The sequence below is a fragment of the Aquimarina sp. MMG015 genome, from assembly GCF_018100855.1.
In the GTDB taxonomy this organism is placed as follows: domain Bacteria; phylum Bacteroidota; class Bacteroidia; order Flavobacteriales; family Flavobacteriaceae; genus Aquimarina; species Aquimarina latercula.
This window is the reverse complement of record NZ_JAGJEB010000009.1, coordinates 157,487-171,839: the sequence shown is the minus strand read 5'-3', so window position 1 is coordinate 171,839 and position 14,353 is coordinate 157,487. Positions and strand designations below refer to the sequence as shown.

Sequence of the window (14,353 nt, the reverse complement as noted above, 5' to 3'; positions counted from 1 at the left end):
ACAGAATACTAAATTTTATAATTCAGACTATTAAATTTAATTGAAAATAAAGTTAATAATGTAAGATGTTAAAAAAGAAAAAAGCTTTTTATCTTTTCATATTTTATTTATTACCTATTCAATATACCGCGGCACAATTACCATATTATGAAAAGGTAACGTATAAGAAGAACTCTGAAAGAAGCATTATTGCAAAAATAATAGATGACCTAGGTTACAAATACTATTGGGTAACTGATAGTTTACTGAGTGATGAGTTGAGTACTAATTTTTATTCAGGAAAATTACCTAGATTGTTATTAGAAGATGCTTATCAAATGTCTGAAAATATTATCAATTCTGTTTCGGATAAAGTAGAGAAATCTAAACTAAATAAGGGAGAAACCTCATTTGATGAAATGAGAAAGAATACATTATTAAACTTAAAAGAGGCTAGTAATAAATTAATTAATAATAAAGAAACACTGCTTTTTTTAAATTGGAATGATTTTAAAAATGCTATTATATATGCAGATGCTTACTGTGATCAAATTATTTTATTTAGAAATGATGTAGGAAATCCTTACTCACCAAAACAAAGTGATACAAAAAAGAATAAAAGTAACTCTCAGATTTTTGAAGAAAGTATTGGAGCTGATGGCATAACAAATAAACAGTGGAAGAAAATTATGGAGCGGGGTGGTGGATATGGTGCTCATGATAGAATTAGATCTACCAGCAGAAAGAATCAAGAAACACTTATAAAACTAAAAAAGAAGGAAAGAGCTTCTATTAAGACTGGAAATCTAGAGAAAATTAAGATAACTACTAATAGTGTAGACGGACTTACTTATGTTTACTCTAGTTTCCCTCCTAAACAATTATCTTTTTTGTATAATAATGATAATGAGTTGGTAAGAGGACTTGTGGATTGGGTTATTTATATAAATTCAGGAAATTCAGTTGAATTATCCGAGATGTTAAGAGTGGGCTTAGATAACGAAGTTTTTATTGATTATAATATCAATCAATCGTTAGTGAAAAATAGATATAGAGATATTATTGATCAAAATAATAATAGAGTTCGATTAGAATTTTCTGCAACACACTTTGATAAAATTAAATTTTCTAATGTTAAAATCACGAAAGTAATTATTAAAAAATCTCTTATTCGATTTTTTGGTGAAACAGATAATTCTAATGAACAATCTGAAAAAGAAGTAATAATTATTTTAAAACATATTGAAGGAAATTTATTAAACAGAATAATAGATAATATAAACCAAACACGGAAGGGATTAAATGAGTATGACGATACTATATTGAATCTAAGTAAATATTAGCATTATAATAAACCTCAATCATCACTAATCGGTTTCTAGTGGGTATACATAAAGAAATATATAATAAATGAAAAATGCTCTTTTACTTGTAAGTATATTGTTTACTGCGACCTTAACGGCACAAATTTCGAAATTAACAAACCCCAAATTAAGTCCGTTTCAAAAAACAGAAATTAAAATAGGAATTGTAGATGTCTCTTTAGAATATTCACGTCCTTCGATGCGCGGAAGAAAAATATTTGGGGCTCTAGAACCGTATGATAAAGTTTGGCGTACCGGAGCAAATAAGAATACTAAAATAGTTTTCTCTGATTATGTTATAATAGGAGATGTCGAAGTGGCTCCTGGAACATATACTATTTTTACGAAGCCATCGGTTGATACATGGGATGTATATTTTCATGCCGAAATAGATGAATATGGTGTGCCAGATACATTTAACCCTAAAAATAGTATTGTGCAGCTTAACGTTCCTGTGATAAAGTTAGATAAAGAAATAGAAACTTTGGGAATAACATTTGATAATTTGACCGCCAATGCCGCAATCTTGAACATTTCTTGGGAAAAAATAAAAATAGCAGTACCTATAAAAATACCTACAGATAAAATTTTAAAAAATTACCTTTCTAAAAAGAACACTTCTCTTTCACGAGAATATAGTTTAGCAGCTTATATATATTTCGATAAAGAAAAGGATAGTAAAAAAGCACTTGCAACAATTAAAAAGTCAATTGAAATTGAGGAGAAAGGAATGTCTTTCGAATTATGGCTTAAAAATGCAAACCTAGAAGATCAGCGATTAGCATATAATTACTATTTGAAATCTCAAATATTATACGATTTAGATGAAAAGGAAGAAGCCATAAAATCTGCAAGACAATCTCTAATCATTGCAGAAAAAATAAAAAGTGAATATTATATCAATACGAATACAGAAAATATTAAAGCATGGGGTAAACAATAAAACTCTATAAATATTTTTGCTACAAATTAAACCTTTTTGTAAACAGTTAGTCTAAAGACTAAATTACCTGTTAATGCATAAAAGTATTCTTTTAATTATTCCTTTTCTGTTTTTTGGATTTACTACCAAAACTAACTCAGATGTCGTACTTGAAAACGTAGATGAGTTGGATATTCCTATATATGACTTTGATTCATTGGAACCTCTGTTATACACCAAAACTAATAAAACTCATATTATTAATTTTTGGGCTATGTGGTGCGCTCCATGTGTTAAAGAGTTACCTGTTTTTCAGGAATATGAAAAAAATAATCCTGATGTAGAATTGATTTTGGTAAGTCTTGATTTTCCAGAAGACATTGAAAAAAAACTTAAACCTTTTTTGGAGAAAAAGAGAATCTCATCAAAAGTTGTTTTGTTAAGCGATCCAGATGCAAATAGTTGGATAAATAAAATTGACCCAAATTGGTCTGGAGCTATTCCTTTTACAATAATATTCAATAATAAAGAGAGATCTTATCATGAACGATCTTTTGAAGATGTTAAAGATTTAGAAAAAGTAATTAATACTACCATAAATAGTAAATAAGATGAAAAAAAGTAATATCACTTTAGTAGTAATTCTAATTTTGTGCAGTTTTTTAGTCACCAATAATGTATACGCTCAAGACAGGAAAGGTCCTCCGCCAAATGGTGAGCGCAAAGGTCCTCCAAGAGGAGGGCACGGTCCAGAACAAACAAAAACACTAGAAGAAATAGGAGGATATAAAATAGGAGAGACCGCATCTGATTTTAGTCTTAAAAATGTGGACGGTACTATGTTTTCTTTATCAGATATCGATAATGCAAAAGGTTACATCGTAGTTTTTACTTGTAATGAGTGCCCATTTGCAAAAATGTATGAAGATCGATTAATTCAAATTCATAATCAATACGCTCCAGAAGGTTATGCTGTAGTAGCAATTAATCCAAATATCAATGAAGGTAATACAAAAGAAAATTTCAAAGCGATGCAAAGTAGGTCCAAAGAAAAAGAGTTCCCTTTTGTATATCTAGCGGATGAACAACATAATGTATTTCCAAAATATGGGGCTGTAAGGACTCCTCATGTTTTTCTTTTAGATAAAGAAAGAAAAGTACAGTATATAGGAACTATAGACGATAACGCAAGATCTGCTAATGATGTGAAGGTAAAATATCTTGAAAACGCTATAGAAGCACTTCAAAAAGGTGAAAAACCAAAAGTGAATTTTACTAAAGCTATAGGATGCCCTGTTAAAGCGATTTAAGTAGAGTAAACTATTTTATAATACCATTTATAGAGAAATAGCGATTCGAGTTTTAATTCGAGTCGCTATTTTTTTTAGTAAATATTTTATTCCCTCGCTAGTATTAGTCTGTTATTAGGGATAATATAAGTAAGTAATCACATAAAAGAGTTATAGATTCTGTTTGATATGTTTATGCTTAACTAGTTTAAAACTAAAAGGAACTAGTATGCGGAAATAATAAGAAAACTGAGTAACATTTACCTGTGTTATGACACTTACATATAAATTAGGAATTAAATGAATAATGAGTTAACAGATTCTGAAAATAGTCAGAGTTTAACAGATAAAGACATTTTTGTAAAAATTTGGACTTCTCCAAGAACAGTTTTTAAATTTATAAATGACAATCAGTATGATAAATATGTAAATATTCTTTTGTTCTTTGCAGGAATTTCTAGAGCATTTGATAGAGCATCTTTAAAGGATACTGGAGATACAATGTCTCTATTTGCTATAATAGGTTTTTGTGTTTTTTTTGGTGGGCTTTTGGGATGGATATCATATTATATTTATTCAGCATTGCTTAGTTGGACGGGAAAATGGATAAAAGGTCAAGGCGATACAAAATCTATTTTACGAATTATCTCCTATGCTATGATTCCTGCAGTAATAGGACTGATTTTTCTCATACCGCAAATAGGAATATATGGTAATGAAATGTTTAAATCCAATGGAGATATAGTAAGTGCTGGACTTGTTTCGAATATCTTTGTTTATGGAGCTTTAATTTTAGAATTTATTTTAGGGATTTGGACAATTATCTTTTGTGTTGTTGGTGTCTCCGAAGTTCAAAAATTATCAATTGGAAAAACAATTTTGAATCTATTATTACCCTTTTTTGTTTTCATGATTCCTATAGTTATTATTATCTTGATTTTTCAAATTTGATAAAACATTAAATAAGTAAATATTAAACAGGATATGAATAATAAATTATCTTCAGATTTCACGAAAGTGTTTCAAATAGCTGTAATTGTAAAGTTCATTACTTTATCAATTGTGTGCTTTATTTTGCTATTCATATTTGATTTTAAAACAAGTTTGGTAATGTTAACTTTGTTGATTATTTGTTTCTTTATCTTACGGAATATGGGTATTACAAAACTTAAAACGGTTTATTGGAATGAAGAGTCATTAATAATAGGAAGTTTTAATTCTAAATTTTTAATCCCAATAGCAGATATTAAAGATGTTAAACGTACTTTCCTTTTTGATGATTTTCCTTTTAAAATGAAATATATTAAGTCAGGGAAAATTGAGAAAGTATATTTCCTTCCTAAAAGCAAATTTTTTAAGGGTTTCTTCAGCGGAAATGAACACATTGAGGCACTTAAACAAGAAATTGAAAAGTATAAATAAATCAATTATCAATTAATTTGTAACGGAAAGCAATATATGTAAAGGTATTTGAAACAATGCTTTAAAACTGAAAAGCACATTAATTTGATCAGGAAGTATCTATAGTTACGAAATAATTTATTTTGATGGAAAAGTATTTGAAACGTTATAGCTTGTTTAAATGAAGATATCGATTGATATAAAATATCTGATGTTTATTACACTTGGGTTTGTCTTATTTACAATAATTGGAACTGTAAGTCACGAATTCGGACATATTCTTATAGCAAAATCACTAGGCTATCAAACTACGCTTCATTATGGAAGTATGAGTTATGATAATTCGGATTTTAAGAAGAAAATTGTTGAAATATATAATCAAAATAAGATAGAGATTGATCAGGGAACTGACTTTGTGGATAAAAAGGAGTATGAAGAAGGTGTAAAGAAATTGACAAATGACATTTTACTAGTCAGAATGGGAGGTCCTTTACAAACTACCGTTACTGGGATTGTAGGTTTGATGATTATTTGTTGGAGGAGAAAAAAAAGTAATGATTACCAATTAAAATTCTTAGACTGGTTAGCTATTTTTCTATCATTATTCTGGTTAAGAGAAGTTTTTAATTTGACAATGTCAATCGGGAGTGAATTGATTAAACCTGATGGGAGTTACTTTGGAGGAGATGAAAAAAAAATCTCTGAGCTATTAAATTTATGGAATGGTACTGTTTCTTTTTCTTTAGGAATTATAGGATTATTAGTAACTATGTTTGTTCTGCTTAAAGTTGTCCCTAAACAATTGAGGTTTACATTTATTTTAGGTGGATTTTTGGGAGGAGTATTTGGATTCATTTTTTGGATGAACATATTGGGGCCGGAAATATTGCCATAACGTGTACTACAATATCTATAATTAAGAAATGACTTAACAAAAATTAAAATAGGATGTAACAATATGAACCCTACTTGGGAAATTTTCGTAACTCAAATAGCCTAACTAAAAACATATGCTAGCACCGTGCATACTATCAATATATCTAAATGATTAATTAGGTTTTTAGTACGATTGAATATTTACATGAACATAAAGTGGATAAGTTATGAGTGAAGAAAAAGGTAAACTCAACCAAGAAAAATGAATTATATTAGACCTTAGTTATATAAAATCTTGAGTTTGTATTCAAGCATTAATTTGTTCACGAAAATAATGACGTACAGATATCTTTATAAGTAATGCTGTAAATGATTACATCAAACTCTATTTTATTTACGATTATTAGTGTTTTTGCACTACAGGCGATAGTACTAAGCGCCATGATATTTTTTAAACGCCCAAAAATATTAGCTCAGAAGTTTTTAGCGATGTTGACTTTTTTTTATGCTATTATGGCATTAAATATTGTCTTAGTTAATGTTTTGAAAGATCATAATATGCTTGATGTTTTTAGATATGTTCAGCTAGAAATGCTTTATGGTATTGGTCCTGCACTGTATTTTTATACTAAAAGTGTTACGGATACATCATTTAAATTTTCAAAACAACATCTTATTCATTTCTTACCGTTGGTTTTAGAGTTTATTTTTTATAGAACATCAATTTATAGAAATGGAGCGGATGGTTTGTATGAAAACCCCATTCCTAGTATAAGTTATGTATATTTAATAGAACAATGGATAGGTGTTATTTCTATCATTACCTACAGTATTATATCATTACGGTTACTCTTTAATCACCAAGTTTTACTAAAGCAATATTATGCTAAGTTGGATAAGCATTCATTTGACTGGTTAAAAATCCCTATACTTATTTATGCATCATTTTTTATTCTATGGAATATCATAACAGAAATTGATCGATTTGTTTTTGATAGAAGCCTTAGAGAATATTACTTTCTTCCTACATTCGTTGTTCTCTCCATACTCTGTACCTGGATCGCTTTTAAAGGATACCTTAGAAAACAAGAATCATCTTTGGCGTTGAAAGTTTTAGTGGATACATCCGAAAAGGTAAAAAAACCAATAAAAAAAGACACTCAATTTATTGAAAAATTGGAACAGTTAATGCAAAATGAAAAGCCTTATTTGAGTACGGACATAAACTTAACTAAGCTTTCCGAATTACTACAAATGAAGCCCAAGATAGTTTCATTAAAGATTAATCAAAATTGTTCAAAAAACTTTTATGATTTAATCAATTCTTATCGTGTAGCAGAATTTAAAGAACGTTTAAAATCTTCTGATAAAGACAAACTATCATTATTAGGTCTTGCATATGAATGTGGTTTTAATTCAAAATCTACTTTTAACCATGTTTTTAAGAAAACAACACAGTTGACTCCAAGTCAATATCTTAAGGGAATTGAAAATACGTCCGAAAAGAAGCAGTAGGACGATTAATAATTTTTTAGGGATTAATATTGCGGCTTAAACAATTAAAATAGCATCGATTATTCTTTATGTAAGATGTGATTAAAGGTGCTTAATCCAAAAATTAATGAAAGAAAACATAACAATTATTCCCTTAATTTTTATACTTCTTTATGGAACTATAAATGCTCAACAAGCAACTACAAATTTTCAAAAAGGACAAGTTCTTAGTGATTTAGATTATTTGTACCACTCATTAGAAAACACACATTTTAACTTATATGCATATACATCAAAAGATGATTTTGAGAGAAATTATCAAATTGTAAGAAGTGAAATAAAAAAAGACTCTTTTAATCTTCTTGAAACAACATCACTATTACAAAAAGTTATATCTGCAGCAAACAATGCCCATACTAGAATTGTGTTCCCAGGTTCTATATATATGGAATACGTCCAATCTGGGGGCACCATTTTTCCATTAGAGATTGCCTTTGAAGATGGAAAAGCTTTGGTTAGAAAAAACTGGTCAAAAAAGGACATTAAAATCGGTGCTGAATTGAAAAGTATTAATGGCAGATCAATTGAAGAGGTTTTGCAAAAAATCTATCCTCAGATTTCAGCTGAAAGATCCTATTTAAAGAATGCACAAATTGAGTCTTTAACGCTGTCAAGATTCTATTGGCAAGTTTTTGGAGAACAAAAAGTTTTTAACATAGAACTTTTTATAGAAGGCAAGCAAAAAGAAATACGTTTAGATGCCATAAAAGCCTTGGAAGATTTTGAAATGCAACGGGATGATATAATAAATCACAAAAGAGTATTTAGATTTAAGTCAAAGACAGCTTATTTAAACCCTGGTAGTTTTGCAGGTAATGAGGATGACTATAGAAAGTTTATAGATTCTGCCTTTATTGAAATTAAAAAAAGCCAAACAAAAAATCTTATTATTGATTTAAGAAATAATCCAGGTGGAAATGATTCATTTAGTGATTATATGGTGTCTTATATTGCGAATAAACCTTTTAAGTGGTTTTCAAAATTTCAACTTAAAACTAGTGAATTACTAAAAGAACATGTACGACAAACCAAAGATACAACCGAAGCTTTTTGGAGATCTGTACTAGAACATAAAAATGGAAAAATATATAATTATGATTTTGGGTTTTATGAACCACAACCTGAATTAAAACGTTTTAAAGGTAAGGTCTATGTGTTAGTGAATCGGCAGTCTTATTCACAATCTACTGTTACAGCAGCTCAAATACAGGATTATAACTTTGGAACCATCGTAGGAGAAGAAACAGCGGAATATGCCAATTTATATGCTTCAATTTTCAGCTATAAATTACCGGAAACAGACATAATAATAGATGTGTCTAAAGGTTTAATTGAGCGTGTTAATTCTAAAAAGGAAGACAAAGGTGTAATCCCCGAAATTAAAATCAAAGATCATTTGTTGGATGACGTCGATGAAATATTGAAAGAATTGTTATTGATTATCCATAGAGATTTAAAAGATATTACTAAAGGTAGAAGAGATTAATCCAAGGTAATCATTAAAATAGTGTGGCTGTTAATGTGTATTTAATTAACTGCTTATCGTATTTTTAGGTGAATGTATTTTTTGTAGAATTTAAAGTTACTAATCAATATATAGAAAACAGAAAAGTATGGTAACATTTAATCTTTTTAAGATACCTATATTGGCGTTTTAAAATGAACTAAAAATAGATACCTAATGAAAAAGACTTTAAATGATTTAACCAAAGAAGATTGGAATACGCTTTTTCCAATTGAATTGGTTGAGCATAATCCCGAATGGAAAAACATTTATGAAAACGAAAAAAAACGGATTTTAGATAGAGTAGGAAAGGAAAAAATATTGCGAATAGAACATTTTGGTAGTTCATCAATTACTACAATAAAATCTAAACCATATATTGATTTAATGATCGAAATTCCTAAAGAACTATTATTCGATAGACAATTAATAGATCAATTTATAGAATTAGGTTATTCACATTTCGAAGTTCCTGCAAGAGAAAATATCGAAAAGTATTCTTCATTCGGAAAAGGATATAATTTAGATGGAACTAAAGAACAAATTTTTCATATCCATATGTGTCCGAAAGATAATGTAATGTGGAAACAAATTGACTTCAGAGATTATCTAAACGCTAACAATAAACGTGCAAAAGAATATGAAAGTTTGAAATTAGAATTAGCATCTAAGTTTAAAAATGATAGGGGTTCTTATGTTCTTGGTAAAACGGATTTTGTAAATGAAACTTTGAACATTATAAAAGAAAACACTAAAGCATAATTACATAAAAAGAGAGTTGCTAGTTCGTTGGAAAATCAAAAATTTATTTTGTACAAAACACGAACTATGATTTTTTTAAACATTAAATTTCTTGTGCAACGACATTGTCAATATATTCATAACAATAATATTCTGATAAATAATAGTGGAGAAAATATTAAATAACATAAAAGATTTTTTCACGGAGTTTCCAGAGTTTATATACCTTGTCATTGGTATTGTTTTTCTTGTTTTGTTCATTGGAACAGTAAAAAATAAGAATTGGGCAATTGACCCAGAAAGTGGAAATCAAAGAATGTTTTATAATATGTTTGGTCATAAAACTTTTAGAGTATTCATAGGGGTTGTTTACGTATTAGGAACTCTTGCAGGTTTTTGTGGGTTTTTTCTTTATTTTATGGGGTAATAATTACATATGTTGATGGTGGAGAATATCTAAAAAGGAAATATCCGAACTTGGAAGTAGTGGATGATAGCAAAATTTCGGTGATCCATAATGGAAAATTTATTTCATCTAATGGTAGCTTAGTAAGTTATGTTGATTCTTTTGATTTGTTAGAAAAATTAATAAGTAAAGAGCACAGAAAATTTGTTGAAACTTCAATATAATATGATAGGTTAAAAAGATAAATTCATGACAGAAAACATATCGATTATCGGTGGCGGAATTGGGGGGTTAGTAACTGCCTTATCCTTTGATAAATTAAAGATTCCATATACATTATATGAAAGAGCTGCTTCTTTAGAAGAAGTAGGAGCGGGGATATGGTTATCACCAAATGCATTGCAAGTTTTAGAATGGATTAGCCCTAGTTTATTGCAGGAAATTCAGAATACTGGAAATACTTTTAACCGGATTATGGTAGCTAATCATAAGTTAAAACCGATATCAGACTCTAAACAAGATTTTGTTCAAGAAAAATTCGGTTACACTACTATGGCAATTCATAGAGGAAAGCTACAGCAGATTTTATATAAATACGTGCAGGAAGAAAATATTAGATTAGGGAAAGAATTTAAGAAATACCTTGAGAACCGGGAAAAATCTTATGAATTACATTTTGGAGATGGCTCTGTTGTAAATACTAATTCTATAATTGGTGCAGATGGAATTAATTCTAAAATTAGAAAGCAATTATTTCCAAATAGTAAATTAAGATACTCAGGGCAAACATGTTGGAGAGGTATTTCTAACTATAATTTAGACGCTCAATTAGAGTCTGTAGGTTTTACTTTATGGGGTAAAAAATTACAATTTGGGGTATCTAAAATTTCCGAAGGGAAAGTATATTGGTTTGCTGTTAAATTGAGTGCGCCTAATTTGACCGATGATAAGAAAACTATAAAGAATCTTCTAACAAGGATGTTCTCAGAGTACGATCCATTGGTAACTGATCTTATTAAAAATACACCTAGCGAGACAATTTTTAGAGGAGATCTTTCTGATTTAGAATTACTAAATAAATGGAATTCAGGAAATATTTGCCTAATAGGGGACGCTGCACATAGCATGACACCAGATTTAGGACAAGGAGGTGCCCAAGCAATTGAAGATGCATTTTATTTGTCAAATTTTATTAAAGAAACTAATAATACGGAAATAGCTTTTGATAAACTCTATACCTATAGAAAGACAAAAGTTGAAAAATTAGTGAAACAATCGAGACTCACCTCAAAAATCGCAATAACAAATAGGTTTATAGAAGTCATTCGAAACTTAATTCTTAAGAGCACTCCTGAATCTTATATGAAAAAACAGATGTATGAATTGTATAAATTGGATAAAACTATTGCTACCAGTTTATATGAAAACTAATTTTCCTCAATTTATCAAACCCTAATAAGGTTCTATTCTATGTCATTTTTTTAAACTCATACTTGTTCGTGTGATAATAATTTTTAGTTATTATTTCTGTTGTCAAAATATTAAGTTGGCTCTTTGATCACTAATCTGGTTAGGAATACAGAAATAGTCTATGGTCAATATATTAGAGATACTAGGAGTGAAAAAGCATTAATAAAAGTAAAATAAAAAGTTTTCGTATTAAACGTTTTGGTATAGTCAAAGTCTTAAACTTATACTAAAATGTTTAATTTATGAAAAAATTAATGTTTCTATCACTATTGTTAATAGCTTTATTATTCAATTCTTGTAGTAATAACGATCAAGAAGATTATGTACCAATAGAAGAAGATTCTAGTTCCGAAATAAATCTTCCGGACGTATTTTTTAATTATGCCAATATCGTATTACCTGAACATTATACTGAAAATAGTTTTCCTGATCAATTTCAGTTTCAAGCGGCAATCGAATTCGATAACACACCAATTGATAATCCCATAACAGATGCAGGAGCAACATTAGGAAGAGTACTTTTTTACGATGAAAAACTAAGTGCAAACGGTACCGTTTCTTGCGCTTCTTGTCATAAAGCTGAACATGGATTTTCCGATCCAGATATTCTGAGTAAGGGATTTGAAGGCGGACTTACCAGAAGGCACTCCATGGGAATCGTAAATGCTCGATTTTATGAAGGAGGGAAATTCTTTTGGGATGAACGAGCAGCAACTCTAGAAGAGCAAGTGTTGATGCCTTTTCAAGACGAGGTAGAAATGGGGTTGACACTTCAAGAATTAACTAATATTGTAGCTGAACAAACTTATTACTGGAGTTTGTTCGCAGATGCTTTCGGAGATCAGAATATAACGAGTGATAGAATCTCTAGAGCATTAGCACAATTTATAAGAAGTCTTGTTAGTACAACATCAAAATACGATCAAGCAAGGAGTGATGTAGATTCGCCAATTGTAGATTTTCCAAATTTTACAGAACAAGAAAACGAAGGTAAAAGACTTTTTTATATGCCTCGACCACTTACAAATGGATTGAATGCTAACTGTGTCGCTTGTCATGTGTCTGAAGCTTTTGTAGCTCCTATTCCAACAGTTACTCCAATTCCTAGTGGAATTACAACTTTTGCCACAACCAACGGATTGGACGCAATTTCGACTACTGATTTAGGAGTTAATGAAACGACAGCTAACCCTAATGATATTGGTAAATTTAAAGTTCCTTCATTGAAAAATATCGCTATTCGTCCACCATATATGCATGATGGAAGGTTTGCAACCTTAGAAGAGGTAATTGAACATTATAGTTCAGGGATTCAAAACCACCAAAGTCTCATATCACCTTTAGTAAATTCAGAGGGACAAGTTGGCCAATTTAATTTTACAGAAGAAGAGAAAGAGGCTTTAATAGCTTTTTTAAATACATTAACCGACAACCAAATGTTAACTGATGAAAAATATAGTAATCCATTTGAATAATATTAAACAACTACTGTATTTAATGGTGTTTTTTACATTGTTTAGTTGTAATAGAGATGAGGTGGTTATTGATGTTTCGAACCCAATTGAAATTTCTCCAAATATTCTTTTTATTATTGCTGATGATTTAGGTAAGGATGCTATTAATGGTTTTTCCGAAGGTAACATAAAACCGAGTACTCCTAATATTGATGCAATACGAAATTCGGGATTGTCTTTTAACAATTTTTGGACGTATCCAACTTGTTCGCCAACCAGAGCATCTATTCTAACTGGTAAATATGGTTATAGAACGGGTGTTAAATGGGCAGGAGACGAACTTGATTTATCAGAAACGAGCTTACAGAAATATATAAACGATCAAACAAATGGTAATTATGCAACTGCAATAGTAGGGAAATGGCATTTATCAGGAGGTAATACAGTAGTAAACCCTGAAATTTTTGGTTTGGATTATTACTCCGGGATTATAAGAGGTGCGCCTCAGAGTTACTATAATTGGCAATTGACGGAAAATGGAGTAAGTAATGTAGAAACAGAATATGTAACTAAAAAGATTACTGACTTGGCCAATGATTGGATACATCAACAAGATAAACCATGGTTTATGTGGTTGGCTTATAATGCTCCTCATACACCATTTCATGTACCACCAAATGAAATGCATTCTCAAGGAAACTTACCTTCATTTTTAAGCGGAATGGATGAAACACCATATTATATGGCTGCGATTGAAGCAATGGATTATCAAATAGGGGAATTATTAGATGATATGCCTCTAGATGAAAGAGAAAATACTATAATTATTTTTATTGGTGATAATGGAAGTCCGAATGAAGTAGCACAATCTCCATACACGTTTTTTACTGCAAAAGGTTCTTTGAGTCAAGGAGGGATAAATACACCAATGTTTATTTCTGGTAAAGGAGTCTCGAGAACTGGAAATGATGATAATTTAATTGTAAGTTCTGATTTGTTTGCCACCATTTCTGAAATTGCTGGAGTACCGGTAAATCAAATTCATGATAGTAAAAGCTTTATATCTTTATTTACAGAAGCCGTATCAATAAGAGATTATCAATATTCAGAAAAAGATGATGGGGTTAATAATCTTTGGACTATAAGTAATGGGAATTATAAACTTATCGAAAACGCCAATGGTAGTGAAGAATTTTACAATTTAAATAACGATCCTTATGAACAAAATAATTTATTAAATGGAAATTTGACAACAAACGATATTAATGCTAAATCAGTTTTAGAAACTGAGTTATTAAATATAAGAAATTAAAAAAAGAAAACTGATTACAAAAAATAGATTAGATAAATTAACTATATGTGATGAGAAGTTTGATCTTTCAATTGTTAGGAG

The 14,353-nt window shown here is 29.6% G+C and carries 14 protein-coding genes; all 14 read left to right on the top strand.

Annotation, left to right across the window (positions count from 1 at the left end; translation table 11 throughout):
- Positions 1 to 65: 65 nt before the first annotated feature.
- Positions 66 to 1,322, top strand: coding sequence for a hypothetical protein (locus J8L88_RS17565; RefSeq protein ID WP_211061433.1), 1,257 nt, complete (start codon positions 66 to 68; stop codon positions 1,320 to 1,322).
- Between the two features lie 67 nt (positions 1,323 to 1,389).
- Complete coding sequence (locus J8L88_RS17560; RefSeq protein WP_211061432.1) at positions 1,390 to 2,286, top strand: DUF2911 domain-containing protein; 897 nt, start codon at positions 1,390 to 1,392, stop codon at positions 2,284 to 2,286.
- 73 nt (positions 2,287 to 2,359) lie between these two features.
- Positions 2,360 to 2,875 carry a TlpA disulfide reductase family protein gene (locus J8L88_RS17555; RefSeq protein WP_211061431.1) on the top strand — a complete coding sequence of 172 codons (516 nt, stop codon included), beginning with the start codon at positions 2,360 to 2,362 and terminating at the stop codon, positions 2,873 to 2,875.
- Position 2,876: 1 nt separating this feature from the next.
- Positions 2,877 to 3,575 carry a thioredoxin family protein gene (locus tag J8L88_RS17550; RefSeq protein ID WP_211061430.1) on the top strand — a complete coding sequence of 233 codons (699 nt, stop codon included), beginning with the start codon at positions 2,877 to 2,879 and terminating at the stop codon, positions 3,573 to 3,575.
- Between the two features lie 279 nt (positions 3,576 to 3,854).
- Positions 3,855 to 4,505 (top strand): Yip1 family protein, encoded by a 651-nt coding sequence (locus J8L88_RS17545; RefSeq protein ID WP_091409098.1) that lies wholly within the window; start codon positions 3,855 to 3,857, stop codon positions 4,503 to 4,505.
- A 201-nt stretch (positions 4,506 to 4,706) separates the two neighbouring features.
- Positions 4,707 to 4,976: a hypothetical protein gene (locus J8L88_RS17540; RefSeq protein WP_211061429.1), complete on the top strand. Its 270-nt coding sequence runs from the start codon at positions 4,707 to 4,709 to the stop codon at positions 4,974 to 4,976.
- 160 nt (positions 4,977 to 5,136) lie between these two features.
- Positions 5,137 to 5,850 (top strand): hypothetical protein, encoded by a 714-nt coding sequence (locus tag J8L88_RS17535; protein ID WP_211061428.1) that lies wholly within the window; start codon positions 5,137 to 5,139, stop codon positions 5,848 to 5,850.
- A 350-nt stretch (positions 5,851 to 6,200) separates the two neighbouring features.
- Positions 6,201 to 7,346 carry an AraC family transcriptional regulator gene (locus tag J8L88_RS17530; RefSeq protein WP_211061427.1) on the top strand — a complete coding sequence of 382 codons (1,146 nt, stop codon included), beginning with the start codon at positions 6,201 to 6,203 and terminating at the stop codon, positions 7,344 to 7,346.
- A gap of 106 nt (positions 7,347 to 7,452) precedes the next feature.
- On the top strand, positions 7,453 to 8,871 hold the full coding sequence (locus J8L88_RS17525) for a S41 family peptidase (protein WP_211061426.1): 1,419 nt from the start codon (positions 7,453 to 7,455) through the stop codon (positions 8,869 to 8,871).
- Between the two features lie 195 nt (positions 8,872 to 9,066).
- Positions 9,067 to 9,651: a GrpB family protein gene (locus tag J8L88_RS17520; RefSeq protein WP_118385650.1), complete on the top strand. Its 585-nt coding sequence runs from the start codon at positions 9,067 to 9,069 to the stop codon at positions 9,649 to 9,651.
- Between the two features lie 145 nt (positions 9,652 to 9,796).
- On the top strand, positions 9,797 to 10,057 hold the full coding sequence (locus J8L88_RS17515; protein WP_027391943.1) for an Imm17 family immunity protein: 261 nt from the start codon (positions 9,797 to 9,799) through the stop codon (positions 10,055 to 10,057).
- A 228-nt stretch (positions 10,058 to 10,285) separates the two neighbouring features.
- Positions 10,286 to 11,467, top strand: coding sequence for an FAD-dependent monooxygenase (locus J8L88_RS17510; protein WP_211061425.1), 1,182 nt, complete (start codon positions 10,286 to 10,288; stop codon positions 11,465 to 11,467).
- 281 nt (positions 11,468 to 11,748) lie between these two features.
- On the top strand, positions 11,749 to 12,981 hold the full coding sequence (locus J8L88_RS17505; RefSeq protein WP_211061424.1) for a cytochrome-c peroxidase: 1,233 nt from the start codon (positions 11,749 to 11,751) through the stop codon (positions 12,979 to 12,981).
- Positions 12,953 to 14,272, top strand: a complete 1,320-nt coding sequence (locus J8L88_RS17500; protein WP_247666506.1) for a sulfatase-like hydrolase/transferase — start codon at positions 12,953 to 12,955, stop codon at positions 14,270 to 14,272. The genes J8L88_RS17505 and J8L88_RS17500 overlap by 29 nt, the downstream gene beginning before the upstream one ends.
- Positions 14,273 to 14,353 lie beyond the last annotated feature (81 nt).